The sequence below is a fragment of the Streptococcus sp. STC1396 genome (assembly GCF_058933875.1).
On the sequence record NZ_JBZYCU010000015.1, the window covers coordinates 1 to 18,882 of the forward strand.

At 42.5% G+C, this 18,882-nt stretch carries 16 protein-coding genes and 2 pseudogenes; 13 read left to right on the forward strand and 5 right to left on the reverse strand.

Annotated elements, in window-relative coordinates; translation table 11 throughout:
- The coding region (locus AC5FEC_RS06455; protein WP_493661676.1) for a DDE-type integrase/transposase/recombinase at positions 1–500 on the forward strand (500 nt) is incomplete at its 5' end.
- 61 nt (positions 501–561) lie between these two features.
- Here AC5FEC_RS06455 and AC5FEC_RS06460 read toward each other — a convergent pair.
- The 5 genes and pseudogenes from AC5FEC_RS06460 to AC5FEC_RS06480 all read right to left on the reverse strand — a co-directional run.
- Positions 562–1,434 (reverse strand): annotated as a pseudogene (locus tag AC5FEC_RS06460) (ISL3 family transposase); the annotation flags it as partial.
- Positions 1,435–1,597: 163 nt separating this feature from the next.
- Positions 1,598–2,002, reverse strand: a pseudogene (locus tag AC5FEC_RS06465) (transposase); the annotation flags it as partial.
- A gap of 293 nt (positions 2,003–2,295) precedes the next feature.
- On the reverse strand, positions 2,296–2,598 hold the full coding sequence (locus AC5FEC_RS06470; protein ID WP_037614566.1) for a DUF1827 family protein: 303 nt from the start codon (positions 2,596–2,598) through the stop codon (positions 2,296–2,298).
- A gap of 68 nt (positions 2,599–2,666) precedes the next feature.
- Positions 2,667–3,116 (reverse strand): NUDIX hydrolase, encoded by a 450-nt coding sequence (locus tag AC5FEC_RS06475; protein WP_037614568.1) that lies wholly within the window; start codon positions 3,114–3,116, stop codon positions 2,667–2,669.
- A gap of 509 nt (positions 3,117–3,625) precedes the next feature.
- A complete protein-coding gene (locus tag AC5FEC_RS06480; protein WP_493661677.1) occupies positions 3,626–5,911 on the reverse strand; it encodes an ATP-dependent Clp protease ATP-binding subunit in 2,286 nt (761 codons plus the stop codon).
- Positions 5,912–6,156: 245 nt separating this feature from the next.
- Here AC5FEC_RS06480 and AC5FEC_RS06485 point away from each other — a divergent pair, with 245 nt between their 5' ends.
- The 12 genes from AC5FEC_RS06485 to AC5FEC_RS06540 all read left to right on the forward strand — a co-directional run bounded on the left by AC5FEC_RS06485 (position 6,157) and on the right by AC5FEC_RS06540 (position 18,808).
- Positions 6,157–6,387 carry a DUF1797 family protein gene (locus tag AC5FEC_RS06485; RefSeq protein ID WP_037614573.1) on the forward strand — a complete coding sequence of 77 codons (231 nt, stop codon included), beginning with the start codon at positions 6,157–6,159 and terminating at the stop codon, positions 6,385–6,387.
- Between the two features lie 139 nt (positions 6,388–6,526).
- Complete coding sequence (locus AC5FEC_RS06490; RefSeq protein WP_493661678.1) at positions 6,527–7,381, forward strand: bifunctional methylenetetrahydrofolate dehydrogenase/methenyltetrahydrofolate cyclohydrolase; 855 nt, start codon at positions 6,527–6,529, stop codon at positions 7,379–7,381.
- 227 nt (positions 7,382–7,608) lie between these two features.
- Positions 7,609–8,082 carry a transcriptional regulator NrdR gene (gene nrdR, locus AC5FEC_RS06495; RefSeq protein WP_037614692.1) on the forward strand — a complete coding sequence of 158 codons (474 nt, stop codon included), beginning with the start codon at positions 7,609–7,611 and terminating at the stop codon, positions 8,080–8,082.
- A complete protein-coding gene (locus AC5FEC_RS06500; protein ID WP_493661679.1) occupies positions 8,083–9,231 on the forward strand; it encodes a replication initiation and membrane attachment family protein in 1,149 nt (382 codons plus the stop codon).
- Positions 9,232–10,131 carry a primosomal protein DnaI gene (dnaI, locus tag AC5FEC_RS06505; RefSeq protein WP_493661680.1) on the forward strand — a complete coding sequence of 300 codons (900 nt, stop codon included), beginning with the start codon at positions 9,232–9,234 and terminating at the stop codon, positions 10,129–10,131.
- A complete protein-coding gene (locus AC5FEC_RS06510) occupies positions 10,128–10,844 on the forward strand; it encodes a nitroreductase family protein (RefSeq protein ID WP_037614683.1) in 717 nt (238 codons plus the stop codon). The genes dnaI and AC5FEC_RS06510 overlap by 4 nt, the downstream gene beginning before the upstream one ends.
- A 17-nt stretch (positions 10,845–10,861) precedes the next feature.
- The gene (der, locus tag AC5FEC_RS06515; protein ID WP_037614680.1) at positions 10,862–12,172 is read left to right on the forward strand and encodes a ribosome biogenesis GTPase Der; all 1,311 of its coding nucleotides are present in this window, start codon (positions 10,862–10,864) and stop codon (positions 12,170–12,172) included.
- 442 nt (positions 12,173–12,614) lie between these two features.
- Positions 12,615–15,728 (forward strand): pilus expression-regulating Snf2 family helicase, encoded by a 3,114-nt coding sequence (locus AC5FEC_RS06520; RefSeq protein WP_493661681.1) that lies wholly within the window; start codon positions 12,615–12,617, stop codon positions 15,726–15,728.
- Positions 15,729–15,771: 43 nt separating this feature from the next.
- The gene (zapJ, locus tag AC5FEC_RS06525) at positions 15,772–16,437 is read left to right on the forward strand and encodes a divisome accessory protein ZapJ (protein ID WP_493661682.1); all 666 of its coding nucleotides are present in this window, start codon (positions 15,772–15,774) and stop codon (positions 16,435–16,437) included.
- A gap of 8 nt (positions 16,438–16,445) precedes the next feature.
- Positions 16,446–17,780, forward strand: coding sequence for a UDP-N-acetylmuramate--L-alanine ligase (gene murC, locus AC5FEC_RS06530; protein WP_037614672.1), 1,335 nt, complete (start codon positions 16,446–16,448; stop codon positions 17,778–17,780).
- A 9-nt stretch (positions 17,781–17,789) separates the two neighbouring features.
- The gene (locus tag AC5FEC_RS06535) at positions 17,790–18,305 is read left to right on the forward strand and encodes a GNAT family N-acetyltransferase (protein WP_493661683.1); all 516 of its coding nucleotides are present in this window, start codon (positions 17,790–17,792) and stop codon (positions 18,303–18,305) included.
- Positions 18,302–18,808 (forward strand): GNAT family N-acetyltransferase, encoded by a 507-nt coding sequence (locus tag AC5FEC_RS06540; protein ID WP_493661684.1) that lies wholly within the window; start codon positions 18,302–18,304, stop codon positions 18,806–18,808. Before AC5FEC_RS06535 ends, AC5FEC_RS06540 begins: the two co-directional genes overlap by 4 nt.
- The last annotated feature ends 74 nt before the right edge of the window (positions 18,809–18,882 follow it).

An 18,882-nucleotide genomic window follows, 5' to 3' on the forward strand; every position in this document is an offset into this window, starting at 1 on the left:
TCAAATATGTCCCAAAACACTGTTACACCGGCTCTATCCCTGATAAATTCTATCAGTATACTGTCATCGACGAAGCTTCCAGAGAGCGATTTATCTATCCTTTTAAGGAGCAAAGCTCTCATTCTACAGTTCAATTTTTGAAATTGGCTATTCGTCATTTTGGTTATCAGCCCAAAGTCCTGCAAACAGATAATGGTGTTGAATTTACACACTTTAGAGAGACCAAGCAAGTCCACCCGCTTGACCTTCTTTGTGAGGAGTTGGGGATTGAGCATAAGTGTATCAAGCCTCGAACACCTCGACACAATGGCAAGGTAGAACGAAGCCATCGCAATGACAATAAACGATTCTACAAACATCTCCAGTTCTATTCCTATGACGATCTCATCAAACAGATGGAGCGCTATCTCTACAAATCTAATCGATTGCCCATGCAAACTTTAAACTGGATGTCACCTATCGAAATAAGAAAAAATCTACAAGGAGCTAGCTCCTTGTAGAGAATACCATATCAAGTTTTTTGATAACTTTCGTTTGGTCTCACATCATTGACAAACGTACAATACGAAAAGTTGGGCGATAAAAACGTTTATCGCTGAGTTTACGGCTGTCTTGTTGGACCAGTTTCCAGTAGCGTTTCAGCGCTTTATATCCGTGCGATTTTCGATCCAATTGCTTCATGATTTGGATGCGAAGACGGTTCATAGCCCGGTTCAGGTGTTGGACAATGTGAAAACGATCCAGAACGATTTTAGCGTTTGGAAATAGTTTTCTGGCAATATCGTAATAGGGACTAAACATGTCCATTGTAATGACTTTGACTTGGTTTCGGACTTGTCTGGAATAGCGCAGAAAGTGATTGTGAATGGTTGCTTGTGTTCGTCCGTCCAGAATTGTGATGACCTTGAGCGAGTCAAAATCCTGCGCAATGAAGCTCATCTTTCCCTTCTTGAAGCTGTATTCATCCCAAGACATATGTTCTGGAAGCCAGGTCCCATCTGTCTTGAACTTGAATTCCTTTAGTTTTCGAATGACTGTGGATGTGGAGACAGCCAAGCTTTCAGCGATGGCTGTCATAGGGACTTTCTCGATTAGTTTTTGAGCGATTTTCTGGTTGACGATGGTCGCGATTTGGTGGTTTTTCTTGACTAAGGAAGTCTCTGCGACAGCTACTTTCCTACAAACTTTACATCGGAAACGGCGTTTCTTTAAGCGAATCAGCGTTTTGTATCCCGCACACTCTAGATAGGGGATTTTGGATTTTCTTTGGAAGTCATATTAAACCATTTGTCCTTGACAGTGAGGGCATTTAGGTGCAGGATAATCTAGCTTAGCGATGATTTCCTTGTGTGTTCCAGCATCTACATAATCTAAAATAGTGATGTTAGGGTCTTTTATTCCCAGTAAGTTTGTGATAAAATTTAACTGTTCCATAAGATTCTTTCTAATAATGGTTTGGTCGCTTTTCATTATAGGTCATATGGGACTTTTTTCTACCTTGAATTGTCAAATTAAGTGCACAAATTTACCATAAAATACTTCATAAGGAGTTTTCCAGTTGAGACACTTTCGTGGTCTATTATTTAGTTTATCCTCCTACACCACGAGCACCATGTGACAGCTTGTCGTCAAAGTGACCGCGATAGATGGCTCTATAAATCGTTTGATAACTAATAACAGATTTCTCGTACTCTAGGCATAACCGACCTTCTATTTCCTCAGGAGACCATTGGCAATCGAGAAAAAGGTGCTTGATTATTTTGCTTAGATTCGAGTCTAGATCCAGCTTTCTCTTTCGTCCACAATGTGATTTTGCAAGTTGATAAGCTGCTTGTGCTTTGTTAGGAGAGTAGCTGTTTTCTTCCGTATGACGTTTCCATTCCCGACTAATGCTGGAAGGATGACGGTGAAGTAATTTTCCGATTTGAGAAAAATTTAGTCCGTTTGTACGGTAAATCAGAATACTTTCACGCTCATCTATGGTAAAATGGTGGTAGCTCATAAGATTTCCGTTCGTAACTAGTTCGTTCAATTCTATTTTACTAGAAAATCTTATGAGTTTTTTTATTGTGCACTTATGATGATATGCTTTTTAACATTAATATTAGAAAACAATATGACATATTATACAATAGGTATCGGTGAAATTGCAGAACATCAGATTTAGTATATTTTCTAGTTAATGTTCAACATATAAAAAAGAGAGAACCTAGGTTCTCTCTCAATGCTAAAATTGACCATTCACTTTAGTTGATAATAAGTTATTTTGCTTTATAGCCTTCTATATCTGGGAGTTCAATCTTTAACAGGGATTGAGATTTCTATTAGATTATTAGCGTAAATAGTTCGGATTGCAGATGAGTCAATCATTTTAGAATCAATTTTTCTTTTTAAAAAGAATTCTCTAATTTTTTCAATTTCTTGTTCTCGTATAGCACGGTGTGTATTTGAAATCAGTATTTCATAGTGAAGAGGAGCTTGTGTGAAAACAACATCACTGTTTCCTGCTGAATAGACCTCTACTAGTGTCGCGTCTGTGCTTTCCAGCTGGCTTTTCACAAGTTCGGCGTGACTATTTGTTGTATTAATAAGCTTCATGCGATTTCCTCCTACATTGTATCTGCTAGTATTATAACATCTTTTTGGAAAATTGTGAACGATTCCCTTTAGGCTTTATGGATGCTTTTCCATTTTTCAATTCCCCATTTATGACTGCCACGTTTAACTTTTTTGATTGCTTCTTCGATTGGATACCAAGCTAGATTGTTGAAATCTTCAACAGGTTTTTGTATCGCAGTGAAGGAAATTGTTTCGTAGATGTAGGCTGGATTATAAAAATGGGTGTCTCTGTGTCGGGAATAGAAGTATTCATCTGCTTGGCCAAGATATTCTCCAATTTGAGCTGTGAAGCCCAGTTCTTCGATTAATTCTCGTTTGAGAGCTGTTAGGTGATCTTCGCCATCCTCAATTTTACCACCTGGAAGGAACCAAGCTCCATTCGGTGCCTGAACTAGAATAATTTTTTCTTTATTCTCATCGGGAATAACAGCATAGACTCCGTAACGGGTCACATATTCTACATTTTCTTCTTTTAATCCAAAGGTTGGGAGTGTCATGATTTTTCCTCATTCTCTAGTAAGTTTACTATTATCATAAAGGACTGAAGAGCCTCTGTCAAGACTTTACTAGTATTTTTTTGATTTCTTGATAAGAAAATAGAGTGAAAGTTCCAGTAAAATCTATTTTGAAGTTTTCATAGAGCAGTTAGATACTATTCTCTTATCTTGTTGGAAATATATTTGAAGTTACAAGATATTAATAATAAGAAAATTACCCCCAAATGACAAAAATTTTGTCTAGTAGTCGCTGCTTGTTATTTAAATTCAGATGGGTGGACAAGCACAAAGTGTAGGCACTAGATTGACAAGAAACTTGTTTAGCATCGGGAATTATAGACTATTTTACATCTCAGACAATATGCGGGAGTTTAAAACGAATGCTGCAAAGGTGACGATTGGACTTTGCCTTTGTGTAAATAAGTAGTTTCCTAGAAATATTACATCTATTCTATTATAAAGAAACCCAACCTAGTTTAAATCCTAAGTTGGGTTTCTTTTCTTATATTTTATTGTTCGGTTTCATCTGTTGTCGGTTTGCTGGGTTCATCAGTAGGATTTTCAGTTTTCTTAGTTGATTTGATGAGGATCTTGCCGTTGCTGGTCATGACCGCCTTGAGATCTTTTTCACTTGGATTTTCCAGATAGAAGTCAGTAATGGCGTCTTCGATATGGTCCTGGATGGTGCGGCGCAGTGGGCGAGCACCCATTTTCGGATCGTAGCCCAGATCCACCAGTTTTTCCTTGACTTTTTCGGTGACTTCCAGATGAATGTCATTGCTAGCCAAGCGTTGATTGACATCATCCAGCATGAGATTGACGATTTGCAGCAGATTGTCCTTACTGAGTGCCTTAAATTCGATAATGCCGTCAAAGCGGTTCATAAACTCAGGACTGAAGAAGTTGCCCAGTTCCCCCAGAACGGAGTTGGTTCGGCCTTCACGCGCTGCCCCAAAGCCAACACTGGCTTCAGCTTTACCCGTTCCAGCATTGGATGTCATGATGATAATCGTATCCTTGAAGCTGACAGTACGACCTTGACCATCAGTCAGGCGGCCATCATCTAGAACCTGCAGGAACATGTGCATGACATCGGGATGGGCCTTTTCTACCTCATCCAGCAGAATGAGCGAATACGGGTTGCGGCGGACGCGTTCTGTCAGCTGGCCAGCTTCGTCATAACCGACGTAGCCCGGGGGTGCACCGACCAGCTTGGCCACGCTGTGTTTCTCCATATATTCACTCATATCAAAGCGAATCATGCTGTCAGCCGAACCAAAGAGCTCAATGGCTAGTTGCTTAGACAGCTCTGTCTTACCGACACCAGTTGGTCCAACAAAGAGGAAGCTGCCGATTGGGCGATTGGGAGTTCCGAGTCCGACTCGGTTCCGGCGGATGGCCTTGGCAATCTTATCCACAGCATCGTCTTGGCCGATGACATGGGCTTTTAAGTCGCTGGCAAGATTGACTAGTTGAGACTGTTCTTTTTCTTTGAGGTCGCCGACTGGAATATTGGTCTTTTGCTCTACGATGTGCTCAATGGTTTTCTCGCTGATAATCGGAGTATCCTTGTCTAGCACGCTTGTCTGCTGGAGTTCCTTGTACTTGGCAATCTGGTCGCGGAAGTAAGCTGCTTTTTCAAAGTCTTCGTCGCGGGTTGCCTGAGCCTTGAGGTTTTCGGCCTCAATCAGACGTTGGTCAATGACCTTGGGATCAACGAAGTTTAGGGTCAGATTCATCTTTGATCCAGCCTCATCCAATAGGTCAATAGCCTTGTCTGGCAGGAAGCGATCTTGGATGTAGCGGTTGGAGAGAAGCGCAGCGGCTTCAATGGCCGCATCTGTATACTTGACGTGATGGTAATCTTCGTATTTTTTCTGAATCCCTTTGAGGATGGTAATGGTTTCCTCTACCGTCGGCTCGTCTACCTTGACGGGCTGCATGCGGCGCTCCAGTGCTGCGTCTTTCTCGATGATACGGTATTCATTGAGGGTAGTCGCTCCGACCATTTGGAGTTCTCCGCGAGCCAGCGCTGGTTTGAGGATGTTCCCAGCGTCCATATTGCCATCGCCAGCAGAGCCTGCTCCGACAATTTCATGGATTTCATCAATGAAGAGAATGACATCCTGACGAGAACGAATCTCATCAATGAGCTTCTGCATCCGTTCCTCGAATTGGCCACGGATACCAGTCCCCTGTACTAGGCTGACAACGTCTAGGCGAATGACTTCCTTACCTTGGAGTTTATGAGGTACATCACCATCAACAATCTTCTGAGCTAGGCCTTCGACCACAGCTGTTTTTCCGACTCCGGGCTCTCCAATGAGGACAGGATTGTTCTTGGTGCGGCGGTTGAGGATTTCGATGACACGGACAATCTCTTCATCACGTCCGATAACAGGATCTATCTCGCCTCGGCGAGCCAGTTCAGTCACATTGATACCAAACTCTTCTAGAAGTCCTTTGGGTTTTTGCGGAGCTTGCTGACGTTGACCACCTCCACGGCTGGACCCACCATAACCACCGCCTCCATAACCTCCTCCTGATTGAGTTGGAGGGATATTTGGATTTGGCTCCTGAGGGTGTTGGAAATTGCTGAGGCTGTTAAAGAAATCGTCAATAGGATCGATGTTTTGATTGTTTGTGTTATAAAGACCGCCGAGTAAAGAGTTGTTAGGGTCAGTTTTCATGATTTGGTAGCAGTTTTGACAGAGATCAATCTGCTGTTTGTTTCCATTTACATTTGTATAGAGATGAATGGTTGATTCATTGATTTTACAGTTTTGACAAAGCATGTTCTACCTCTTTCTATAGGAAGCGAAATTGCCTATTTTTAAATGGTCAAAAATAGTCAAGGTTTTTATAATTTCATTATATCAGTATTTTAAAACATTGCAAGAATTAAGTATAAAATCCTAGCTGAGACTGAAGAATTTGCAAGAATTTTGGCGAAAAAATAAGAAAAAGATGCCCTTTTACTGGTATTTCAGTTTCTTTTTGTGGTAAAATAGGAAAGAACCAAGTAAATAGGAGAAATAAAATGGAATCACATTTAGTTAGAATCATCAATCGCTTGGAAGCTATGGCCAAAGATGGTGGAAATTTAAAACGTAATTTTGAGCGTGAAGGAGTTGTTGTCGCGGAAGTAGCTTACAGCTACGACGAAGAAAACGGTCCAGTCTTTACCCTGCGTGATGTTGCAGCGCGTGAGACCTACACTTTCGATAGCATCGACTTGATTGCAATGGAAATTTATGAATTATTGTACTAAAAAAGCAGAGACCTGCTTTTTTATTTTATCCTAAAAGATAGCTGGTTATTTTTATAAGTTTCCATAAGAAAAATGTATAAGTTCGGCTGGGAGATTTTTGGTATAATGGATAAGATACTGAAAAAGAAATGAGAAGGTAATGACTAGAATTATTGATGGGAAAGCTTTAGCGGAAAAACTTCAAGCTAAATTAGCAGAAAAAACAGCGAAACTCAAAGAAGAAAAAGGGCAGGTTCCTGGCTTGGTAGTTATTTTGGTTGGGGAAAATCCAGCCAGTCAAATCTACGTGCGTAATAAGGAGCGCTCGGCTTTAGCTGCTGGCTTTCGGAGTAAGGTAGATCGTCTACCGGAAGAGACCAGTCAAGAAGAGTTGTTGAGCTTGATTGAAACTTATAATCAAAATCCTGACTGGCATGGGATTTTAGTCCAACTGCCTTTACCTGATCATATTGATGATGAAGCTGTGCTGCTGGCTATTGATCCAGACAAGGATGTTGATGGCTTCCATCCCCTTAATATGGGCAAACTATGGAGCGGCCATCCTGTTATGATTCCGGCTACTCCTGCAGGTATTATGGAGATGTTTCATGAATATGGCGTTGAACTGGAAGGCAAGCGAGTGGTCGTCATCGGGCGGAGTAATATTGTCGGTAAGCCCATGGCTCAGTTGCTTTTAGCTAAGAATGCGACGGTAACACTGACACATTCGAGGACCCACAATCTAGCTAAGACTGCTAAGCAGGCGGACATTTTAGTTGTGGCTATTGGACGAGGACATTTTGTAACTAAGGACTTTGTCAAGGAGGGGGCTGTTGTCATCGACGTCGGTATGAACCGAGATGAGAATGGCAAGCTGATTGGCGATGTTAAGTTTGATGAAGTAGCTGAAATAGCCAGTCTGATTACCCCTGTACCTGGAGGTGTTGGCCCGATGACTATTACTATGCTGATGGAGCAGACTTATCAAGCCTTTGTCAGAAGTTTAGAGAACTAGTAGCTGTTGAAGCAGTTTGTAAGAGATACAGGCTGCTTTTTGCATGGGAAAAATTGAGCAACAATGGATTTCGGTACAGAGAAGTATTTGGGGTTAGTAATGAGGGGCGATTATGTAGCATTAGCGGGTTTTGAGTATGAATTAGAACTTGATAGAGCAATCAACTACCTTTTGTTATTTTTCAAAACATGGTATAATGAAGTATTAGGATTCTAGGAGGATGTGTCATGCGGTGTCCCAAATGTGGTGGAAGTAAGTCAAGTGTAGTTGATAGCCGACAGGCAGAAGATGGAAATACTATTCGTCGTCGTCGCGAGTGCGAAGAATGTCAGCACCGCTTTACGACCTATGAGCGTGTCGAAGAGAGAACCTTGGTAGTTGTCAAAAAAGATGGGACACGTGAACAGTTTTCGCGAGATAAAATTTTTAATGGCATTATTCGATCTGCTCAAAAACGCCCTGTTTCCAGCGATGAAATTGAAGCAATTGTAAATCGAATTGAACAAAAGGTCCGAAGCCAAAGTGATAATGAAATTCATAGCGAGTATATTGGTTCTCTCGTCATGGATGAATTGGCAGAATTAGACGAAATCACATATGTGCGTTTTGCCAGTGTTTATCGCAGTTTCAAGGATGTCGGTGAGCTGGAAAGTCTATTGAAGCAGATTACTAAGGGATCCAAAAAGAAAAAGGAAAAATAAATGAAACCAAACAGTCATTTTTCTTTCTTACGAAATAATCGGATTCATCAGGACGTGGGAAACTTTACTAGGCTATATTTGCCGATTGTTGGCAGAGATGCTGCGGCTCTGTATTCTTATCTGCTTGCCTTTTGGGATAATGGGCAAAAGGATTATCTCTTTGGGCATATTCTCAATCATCTGGATTTTGGCATGGATGTTTTAGAAAATGCTTTAGAGCGTCTAGCGGCTATGGAGCTCCTAGCTCTTTATCAGAAGGAAGAGCATTATTACATTCGCCTTTTTGCCCCTCTAGCAGCGGATGATTTTTTTCAGCATAACGTCTATACGAAACTCTTGGAGAAAAAAATTGGTGAAGCAGCAACAGATGCCTTGAAACCTAGCAGAGCTGAGGGACAGAAGCTTGAAAAACCATTTGTGCAGGTCTTTGGTTTGGAAGCTGAGCGTCTTGATTTCTCTCGAAAAATGAAAGATTTTGATTTAGGAAATTTCAAACAGCGAATGGCTCAGGAAAATTTACGTTTTGCAGATGAAAAGGAAGATCTCTTAGAACTTTTTGCCATTGCTGAGCAAAAGAAGTGGACCTGGTATGAAACCTATCTTTTGGCTAGAGAAACTGCTATTTCTCAGGTTATCTCGACCAAACGTATGCGACAGAAACTGAATCAGAAGCCGGTTGACGGTAAATTTAGTCAGCAGGAACAGTCCATCATTAGAGAGGCCAAACGTCAAACACCGCTGATTTTTTTAGCCGAAATTAAGAAAACCCGTCAGGCAGCGATTACTCGGGCTGAGCGAAAACTCTTACAAGATATGGCAGAACTAGGCCTTTTGGATGAAGTGATTAACCTCGTCCTACTTCTAACCTTTAACAAGGTTGATTCGGCCAATCTTAACGAAAAATACGCCTTAAAAGTGGCCAATGATTTTGCTTATCAAAAGGTGACTTCTGCTGAGGAAGCTGTTCTAAAAATTCGCGAGAGACACCAGCAAACTGTTGGTAACCAGGCTGAACCGAAGCGCAAGTCCAGCAATATACCTGAATGGAGCAATCCTGATTATAAAAATGAAACCAGCCTAGAAAAACAAGCAGAGCTGGAAGAGCAGAAACGCAGACTATTAGCCAAATTGGAAGGAGGCGGTGAGTAAATGGAAAAAGTCGGACAGGCGATGCCTCACATGAATAAGGTTAGGCAGTTTGATTACCAAGAACTGGTCAAGCAAATTCTGGCAGATCCGGACATAGCTGCCTTTATTCAGCAAGAGCAGTTATCGCAGGCTGAAATCCAACGCAGTATCTCCAAATTTAACCAGTATATTACTGAGCGCAATCGTTTTTTGCTCAAGGATGAAGCCTATATTGCCAAGGGTTATAAACCCATTTTGATTAAAAATGAAGGCTATGCAGATGTGTCTTATGAGGAAACTCCTGAGTTGATTGAGCAGGAACGTCAGGAAGCTATTCGTGGTCGTCTAAATTTGATTAATCTGCCGGCCAGTCTTAAGGAAGCCAGTTTGGCTCAGGTTGACTTGGATGATATAGGCCGCTATCAAGCTTTTGAACTCTTGACTAATTTTGTAGCGGATTATCCAAACTATCAAAAGGCTATCTATCTCTATGGAGATTTTGGTGTTGGTAAAAGCTATATGATGGCGGCTCTGGCTCATGATTTGTCAGAAAAACGGGGCGTATCTACTACTCTGCTACACTATCCTAGCTTTGTTTTGGACGTCAAAAACGCCATTAGTTCTGGTCAAGTCAAAGAAAAAATTGACGATGTCAAAGTGGCTCAGGTCTTGATTCTGGATGATATTGGAGCTGAACAGTCCAGCCCTTGGATGCGGGATGAGATTCTGCAAGTTATTCTCCAGCATCGTATGCAGGAAAATCTGCCAACTTTCTTTACTTCTAATTTTAGTTTTGTGGATTTAGAGCGACATTTTGCTACATCAAGAAATGGTGATGAGACTTGGCAGGCCAAGCGGGTCATGGAAAGAATTCGCTATCTGGCTCAGGAGGTTCGCCTAGAAGGAGAAAATCGTAGATGAATGAAACAATTGATTTAATGTTATCCCACACCTCTGTTCGTCGTTTTACGGAGGAGCAGATTTCAGATGAAGAGTTGAAAACAATTATCAATGCTGGACGGGCGGCTTCTAGTTGGAAGAATTTTCAATCTTATTCCATCATTGTGATACGCAGTCAGGAGAAAAAAGAGGCTCTTTTTGAGCTAGTGCCCCAGAAAGCTATCCTCCAGGCTTCAGCCTTTCTGCTTTTTGTCGGTGACCTTAATCGAGCAGAAAAAGGCGTTCGGTTACATACAGAAGATTTTTACTCAGAGGGCATAGAAAACCTTCTCATAACTTCTGTTGACGCAGCCTTGGCGGGTCAAAATACCCTTTTGGCTGCTGAGAGCATGGGCTATGGTGGTGTCATTATCGGTTTGGCCCGCTATGTTTCTAAAGAAATAGCAGAGCTGTTAAAGCTGCCAGATTACACCTATCCAGTCTTTGGTATGGCTTTGGGGAAACCCAATCAGAATCATGCGGTTAAACCGCGTCTGCCTTATGAAGCTGTTGTTTTTGAAGAAAGTTACCAAGAGCAGGAAGAATCTGTCATTGAGGTCTATGACCGTGTTCAGGCTGATTATGCTGGCGAGAGAGCTCAGGATACCTGGAGTCAGCGTCTAGCGGCTCAATTTGGACAAAAGCCTAACTTGGCCAGTCAGGATATCTTGAAAGAGAAGAAATTATTAAACTAGAATAAGAGAGGTAAGTAATGGCTTTACCAACTATTGCCATTGTCGGCCGTCCCAATGTCGGCAAGTCAACACTCTTCAACCGGATTGCTGGTGAGCGAATTTCCATCGTTGAAGATGTCGAAGGAGTCACCCGAGACCGGATTTATGCGACGGCAGATTGGCTTAATCGTAAGTTTAGTATCATTGATACGGGCGGAATTGACGATGTTGATGCGCCTTTTATGGAGCAAATCAAGCACCAAGCTGAGATTGCCATGGACGAGGCTGATGTCATCGTTTTTGTCGTGTCTGGTAAGGAAGGAATCACGGATGCGGACGAATATGTCGCTCGGATGCTTTACAAGACCCATAAGCCGGTCATTTTAGCGGTCAATAAGGTGGATAATCCCGAGATGCGCAATGAAATCTATGATTTCTATGCTTTGGGCTTGGGCGACCCTTTCCCAGTCTCTTCTGTCCATGGGATTGGTACAGGGGATATTCTGGATGCGATCGTTGAAAATCTTCCTCACGAAGAAGTGGTTGAAAATCCTGATATGATTAAGTTTAGCTTGATTGGCCGTCCCAATGTCGGTAAGTCTAGCTTGATCAATGCCATCTTGGGTGAAGACCGGGTCATTGCCAGTCCAGTGGCTGGTACTACGCGCGATGCTATTGATACGGTCTTTACAGACAGTGAAGGTCAGGAATTTACCATGATTGATACGGCGGGTATGCGTAAGTCAGGCAAGGTCTATGAAAATACAGAAAAATACTCTGTTATGCGTGCTATGCGGGCGATTGACCGCTCAGATGTTGTTCTGATGGTGCTCAATGCCGAGGAAGGAATCCGTGAGTACGACAAGCGAATCGCTGGTTTTGCTCACGAAGCTGGGAAAGGTCTAATTATTGTAGTCAACAAGTGGGATACGCTGGAAAAAGACAACCATACTATGAAAGACTGGGAAGAAGATATCCGCGACCAGTTCCAATACTTGTCCTATGCGCCAATTATCTTTGTTTCTGCCTTAACCAAGCAGCGCCTGCATAAGCTGCCAGACATGATCAAACAGATTAGTCAGAGCCAAAACACGCGTATTCCGTCAGCTGTGCTCAATGATGTTATCATGGATGCCATCGCGATTAATCCGACACCGACCGATAAGGGTAAACGTCTCAAGATTTTCTATGCGACTCAGGTAGCAACTAAACCTCCGACCTTTGTCATCTTTGTCAACGAAGAAGAGCTCATGCACTTCTCTTACCTGCGTTTCTTGGAAAATCAAATCCGCAAGGCCTTTGTCTTTGAAGGAACACCGATTCACTTGATTGCAAGGAAGCGGAAGTAGGAGCTTTAAGCGAATCGAGTCTGAGTTTTTTTAGGTGGGATCTAGTTTCACCAGCTAGTAAATCCAGATAGAAATGACTTATATCTAGATTAGTTGCTGCCAGCGATGAAATAAAATATTTTGAAGCAGAGGGATGTTCAAAGGAGAAGTCTTTTAGGACGTATATAAAACCTACTTGGATGCTTCCTCTCCTTATCGGAAAAGCCAGATTGAACTGTGTGAAAAAAGAGCGAGCAGTACCAGTCTTTAAGTGGATATGCGCAATCTTATCAAGCTTGGTATCCGCTTCTACCAAAGTCTGAGGTGGAGTATCACATATCCAAAAAGTAAATGAGTGATTAGACATAGGCATTCTCTACATAAAGAAAGCAAGTTGATGCTTGCTTTTTCTTATTGTGTTCAAAATATGGTACAATAAAAGGATAAACGTTAGGTGGTAATTATGGCTAAATTAATTCCTGGTAAAATTCGAACAGAAGGAATTGCTCTCTGTGATAGCAAAAAGGTTGAAATTCTTGAAGTCAAGGATTCCTTTTTGTACACGCGCGTGGATCAATACAATCTACGCTATAGTCTAGATGATGATGCAGTTTTCTGCTCCTGTGATTTTTTTCAAAAGAAAAAGTATTGTGTCCATCTGGCTGCCTTAGAATATTTTCTGAAAAATGATACAGCTGGCAAAGACCTGCTAGAAAAGATGGAAGAAAAGGAGTCATCCAGTCAGGAAACCCAGAAGTTAGTCTCTTTTGGCAGTCTTTTTTTGGATAAGATTTTGCCAGATAAATCCGGGCAGCAAATCTGCTATGAGCTATCGGCGACCGGTCAGGAAGATACTTACACAGGACAATTCTTATGGAGTCTGCGGATCAGTCGACTGCCAGATGAGCGTTCTTATGTGGTACGTGATATTTTGTCCTTTTTGAGAACCTTGGACAAGGGCGGCCATTATCAGATTGGAAAGAGTTATTATGAGCCCATCCGTATAGAGAATTTTGATGAGGCCAGTCAAGATTTGCTAGAATTCTTACGGGGCTTGGCAGCGGATTATAAGGGGCAGGATTCTTCGCTAGTCTTTCCCAATGCAGGGCGGCACCTCTATTTTCCAGCCAGTCTTTTTGAAGAAGGTGTGACTCGCTTGATGAATCTCACGTCATTTCGTTTGGAATATAGCTTCTATGATTATTCGGAGGTATTTTTTCAGGACTTGCATGAAGAGGCGGAGATTTATCAGTTTGAGGTGCAAGAGCGTGAAAACTATTTTGAGCTACTGATATCAGAAAAGAATTATAAAATTCTCTATGGGGGTCAATTTATCTTTCATAATCAGACATTCTATCAACTGACGGCTCAGCAGACGAAATTAATCAAGGCTTTACAGGAACTGCCGATTGAGCAGGAACGAGTAAAGCGCCTGCAGTTTGATGTGTCTGAGCAGTCCAAACTGGCAGTGAGTTTGGTCGAGTTTAAAAAGATTGGCCGTGTGACAGCGCCTGAGCGCCTGCTCATTCATGACTTTACCGTGGATTTCGAATTTAATTTGGGGGCGGACAAGCAAGTATTACTGGATCTTGTCTTTGATTATGGCAGTCAGACTGTAGCCAGTCGTGAGGAACTAAGAAACCTGCCTTTCGCTAGCAATTTTGAGCGAGAACAGCAGATTTTTAAAGAAATGCTGGAGGCGGGTTTTGCAGATGAGTTTATCAGCCAGCGTCCGCCTTTGCGACCAGAAGAAATTTACCGTTTCTTCTCCGTTTTGATTCCGCGCTTTGGGGTACTGGGCAACGTCCACCTATCAGATGAGTTGCAAGCCTTGTCCTACACAGAACCTCCGAGAGTTTCCGTCGGTATGAACGGTGGTCTCTTGGATATTGGCTTTGATTTTACTGGTATTGATCAGTCTGAAGTGGATGATGTTCTAGATTCGCTGATGAGTCAAAAGGATTACTTTATCAGCAAGACGGGTCAGGTTCTGATTTTTGATGAGAATAGTAAGCGAATCAGCCAGACCTTGCAACAATTGAGAAGCAAACATTCTAAAAATGGGGTTATCCAAACGCATAGTCTGGCCGCCTACCAACTCTCTGAATTATTCAAAGATCAGGAAAGAGTTGACTTGTCGCAGGATTTTAGCCAGCTGGCTTATGATTTGACCCACCCTGAGGATTTTCCTCTGCCTAAGCTGAAAGTTCAGGCTGAGCTTCGGGATTATCAAGAGACGGGTGTAAAATGGCTATCCATGCTGAATAAATATGGATTCGGCGGTATTCTAGCCGATGACATGGGCTTGGGGAAGACCCTTCAAACCATTTCTTTTTTGAGTGCTCATTTGACCAAGTCTAAGAAAGTCTTGATATTAGCACCATCTAGCCTGATTTACAACTGGAGTGATGAGTTTGCCAAATTTGCTCCAGACTTAGACGTGGCCGTTGTGTATGGACTGAAAAATGTTCGAGATGCTGCGATTGCAGAAAATCATCAGATTACGATTACGAGCTATGCTTCTTTCAGACAAGATGTTGAAGAGTATCAGGGGCTTCATTTTGACTATTTGATATTGGACGAAGCACAGGTCATGAAAAATGACCAGAGCAAGATTGCTCAATATTTGAGAGCATTTGAGGTGGAGCGTACTTATGCCTTGTCTGGCACGCCGATTGAAAATCATCTTGGTGAGCTCTGGTCTATTTTCCAGATTGTCCTTCCGGGCTTGTTACCGGCCAAGAAAGCTTTTTTGAAGATGTCGGCAGAAACGGTTGCGCGCTATATCAAACCCTTTGTTATGAGGCGCAAGAAAGAAGAAGTCTTGCAGGAGCTTCCTGATTTGATTGAGGTTTCTTACCGTAACGAACTAGCAGACAGCCAGAAAACGATTTATCTAGCCCTGCTCAAGCAAATGCAGGAGCGAATCCTTCATGCAACGGAGGAGGAAATCAATCGCAGTAAAATTGAAATCTTGTCCGGGCTTATGCGGCTCCGTCAAATCTGTGACACACCTAAGTTATTTATGGAGGATTACGATGGGGAAAGTGGTAAGCTGGAGAGTTTGCGTGAGCTGCTGGAGCAGATCCAAGACGGCAATCATCGTGTTCTGATATTTTCACAATTCCGTGGTATGTTGGATATCATCGAGGCTGAGCTGGATCAGATGGGGATGGAATCCTTCAAAATCACGGGCTCAACCCCTGCAAAAGATCGTCAGGAGATGACAACGGCCTTTAACCAAGGAGAAAGGTCAGCCTTTCTGATTTCCCTCAAAGCCGGCGGTGTCGGTCTCAACCTGACTGGTGCAGATACCGTTATTTTGGTGGACCTCTGGTGGAATCCAGCGGTAGAAGCTCAGGCCATCGGCCGGGCCCATCGTATTGGTCAAGAACGCAATGTCGAAGTTTATCGGCTGATTACGAGGGGAACTATTGAAGAAAAAATCCAGGAATTACAGGAAAGCAAACGAAATCTGGTTTCAACTATTCTGGATGGGGCAGAAGCACGCTCTAGTCTTTCGCTGGAGGAAATTCGAGAAATTCTCGGAATTTCACCAGAATCGCTTGAAAAATAGTTTGAATAGTTTATAATAATGAAGAGTTGAAAGGAAAATCAAAATGACTGATAAACAATTTCCTCTAGTTGCTGATGATGAAATCATGCTGACAGAGATGCCACACATGAATTTGTATGATGAATTGGACCTCATCAGCAATATTATTGGGGACTATACAGACCGTAACTATTTAGAGTGGGTGCCGATTGTTGATTCTAGCAAGCATGCACCAGCTGCTGCCAACCCAACTGTCAAAAGACCAGTTAAAAAACAGGCGAATTTTCAAGATTTTAAAAGACCAATTGATAAAAATGATCCAGCTATTCGCTATGCTGAGCAGGCGCGTGAAGAAGCCAGAGCTGATTTGAAAAAGAAACGCTCGGCTCCTTATTTGACCAGTGAAATTCCCAATAAGATTCGGAATAGGAAAGTTTCGGCTGTTGCTCATTCGACCACGGAGCAGCCAAAGCCGACTGCACCTTTCCAGAAAAATGCTGCGGGAGAGTTTGCTAAATTTGGAAATAAACTCAAACAAGAATCCTATATTTTAGCAGAGATTAAGCCTGATTACAGACCTAAGACTCAAAAATTCAAGGAAAAACCTAAGAAAAATACCTATGATTTTTTGAAGAACAGTCAAGTCTATAAGCAAAGCAATCCTCAGGAAGAGCAAAAGAAACATAGAATGGCTCAAGAATTGAACTTGACCAAATTAGATAAGGAGTAAAAGTTATCATGACGAAAACCTATCATTTTATCGGGATTAAGGGCTCTGGTATGAGCGCTTTGGCTTTGATGCTGCACCAGATGGGCCATAAGGTTCAGGGCAGTGACGTTGATAAATATTATTTCACCCAGCGCGGTCTGGAGCAGGCAGGCATTTCCATCCTGCCTTTTGATGAGAAGAATGTCCAGCCAGACTATGAAATCATTGCTGGTAATGCCTTTCGTCCAGATAACAACGTAGAAATTGCTTACGCAGATGCTAACGGTATCGGCTACAAACGCTACCATGAATTTTTAGGTAGCTTTATGCGTGACTTTGTCAGCATGGGTGTAGCTGGTGCTCATGGAAAAACTTCTACAACGGGGATTCTTGCCCATGTTCTGTCCAATATTACGGATACTAGCTATCTGATTGGAGATGGTACAGGCCGCGGTTCTGCCAATGCCAAGTATTTTGTCTTTGAGTCAGACGAGTACGAGCGTCATTTCATGCCTTACCATCCGGAATATTCGATCATTACCAATATTGATTTTGACCATCCAGATTATTTTACTGGCTTGGAAGATGTCTTTAATGCGTTCAATGATTATGCCAAGCAAATCACTAAGGGACTCTTTATCTATGGAGAAGATGAGCAGCTGCGTCGGATAACATCCAATGCACCGATTTACTATTATGGCTTCAAGGAAGGAGGCAATGACTTTGTCGCGCATGATTTGTTGCGTTCGACTAGCGGCTCAGGCTTTAAAGTTTCCTTCCGCGGGCAGGAACTGGGCGAATTCCAAATTCCGAGCTTTGGTCGTCACAATATCATGAATGCAACAGCTGTGATTGGGCTCCTTTATATTGCTGGCTTTGACTTGAATTTGGTTCGCGAGCACTTGAAGTCCTTTGGCGGAGTTAAGCGCCGCTTTACAGAGAAAATTGTCAACGAAACAGTTATCATTGATGACTTTGCTCACCATCCAACGGAAATTATCGCAACTCTTGATGCAGCTCGTCAGAAGTATCCAAGCAAGGAAATCGTGGCAATCTTTCAGCCGCACACCTTCACTCGGACCATTGCTCTCTTGGACGAATTTGCAGAAGCCCTCAATCAGGCTGACGCGGTCTATCTAGCTCAGATTTACGGATCTGCGCGTGAAGTGGACAATGGGGATGTTAAAGTCGAGGATCTAGCTGAAAAAATTGTCAAGCGGGCCAAGGTCATTGATGTGGATAATGTTTCTCCGCTTCTTGACCACAGCAACGCAGTTTATGTCTTTATGGGAGCTGGAGACATCCAGACTTATGAATATTCCTTTGAGCGTCTCCTGTCTAATCTGGCTAACAATGTCCAATAGGCTGTAACTGTGGAAGCATACATCAAGATTAGGCAAGCCCAGTTGAGCGACTGGGAGGAAGTCGTTCATATTGAGAATTTGAATTTTCCCAAAGAAGAGACCGCTAGCCCAGAAACACTGAAAGAGCAGATTCAACTGATTGCAGATACCTTTCTGATTGCAGAGCTCAATGGGCAAATAGTAGGGTATGTCGTCGGTCCGATCCTTGCCTCCCCTCATCTAACCGACGTCCTCTTTACCAAGGTGACAGCCAATCCTCCAACCGGTGGCTTTATTGTCATTCAAAGCCTGTCTGTCCATCCAGATTTTCAGCGTCAGGGTATGGGAACTTTGCTCTTGGCAGCCCTCAAGGAGACGGCTGTTCAGCAAAACCGCCAGGGTATCAGCCTAATCTGTCATGATGAGTTTATCTCTTATTATGAGATGAATGGTTTTGTCGATGAGGGCATTTCCCAATCTATACACAGCGGAGCCCCTTGGTTTGATATGGTTTGGGACAATCCCGACTTTAAGGAGATACAATGATTATCCGCCAAGCAAGTCTAGCAGACTTGGATGCAATTCACAGAATTGAACTGGAAAATTTCAGTCCAAAAGAAGCTATTAGTCGTGAAATATTGGCAAAGCACATTGAAACGATTTCCACAACTTTTTTGGTTGCGGAAAAAAATGGCAAGATTCTGGGTTATTTAGAGGGGCCTATTCGACCAGAACGACACTTGCACGATGTTTCTTTCACAATGGAGATTGAGGACTGCCATTCTATCGAAGGCGGCTTTATCTCTCTGACTAGTCTGTCTATTTCGAAAGAAGTACAGAGCTTGGGTGTAGGAAGAGCCTTACTGGAAGCTATGAAGGAAATTGCTATTGCAGATGAGCGCCACGGCATCAATCTGACCTGCCATGATTATCTGACAGCTTATTATGAAAGACACGACTTCGTCAATGAAGGACAGTCAAAGTCAACCTATGCTGGTGAAGTTTGGTATGATATGGTCTGGGAAAATCCTCAGTCAAACTGTCATTAAACTGTAACAATAAATAGGTTCTGAAATCCGAATAATATTGCATTTATCAAGGTTTTAAGATATAATATTAAGGA

Coding starts and splice junctions, on each gene's coding strand:
- AC5FEC_RS06470 (WP_037614566.1), bottom strand. CDS start 2,598: ATGAAGCTTATTAATACAACAAATAGTCACGCCGAACTTGTGAAAAGC.
- AC5FEC_RS06475 (WP_037614568.1), bottom strand. CDS start 3,116: ATGACACTCCCAACCTTTGGATTAAAAGAAGAAAATGTAGAATATGTG.
- AC5FEC_RS06480 (WP_493661677.1), bottom strand. CDS start 5,911: ATGCTTTGTCAAAACTGTAAAATCAATGAATCAACCATTCATCTCTAT.
- AC5FEC_RS06485 (WP_037614573.1), top strand. CDS start 6,157: ATGGAATCACATTTAGTTAGAATCATCAATCGCTTGGAAGCTATGGCC.
- AC5FEC_RS06490 (WP_493661678.1), top strand. CDS start 6,527: ATGACTAGAATTATTGATGGGAAAGCTTTAGCGGAAAAACTTCAAGCT.
- nrdR (WP_037614692.1), top strand. CDS start 7,609: ATGCGGTGTCCCAAATGTGGTGGAAGTAAGTCAAGTGTAGTTGATAGC.
- AC5FEC_RS06500 (WP_493661679.1), top strand. CDS start 8,083: ATGAAACCAAACAGTCATTTTTCTTTCTTACGAAATAATCGGATTCAT.
- dnaI (WP_493661680.1), top strand. CDS start 9,232: ATGGAAAAAGTCGGACAGGCGATGCCTCACATGAATAAGGTTAGGCAG.
- AC5FEC_RS06510 (WP_037614683.1), top strand. CDS start 10,128: ATGAATGAAACAATTGATTTAATGTTATCCCACACCTCTGTTCGTCGT.
- der (WP_037614680.1), top strand. CDS start 10,862: ATGGCTTTACCAACTATTGCCATTGTCGGCCGTCCCAATGTCGGCAAG.
- AC5FEC_RS06520 (WP_493661681.1), top strand. CDS start 12,615: ATGGCTAAATTAATTCCTGGTAAAATTCGAACAGAAGGAATTGCTCTC.
- zapJ (WP_493661682.1), top strand. CDS start 15,772: ATGACTGATAAACAATTTCCTCTAGTTGCTGATGATGAAATCATGCTG.
- murC (WP_037614672.1), top strand. CDS start 16,446: ATGACGAAAACCTATCATTTTATCGGGATTAAGGGCTCTGGTATGAGC.
- AC5FEC_RS06540 (WP_493661684.1), top strand. CDS start 18,302: ATGATTATCCGCCAAGCAAGTCTAGCAGACTTGGATGCAATTCACAGA.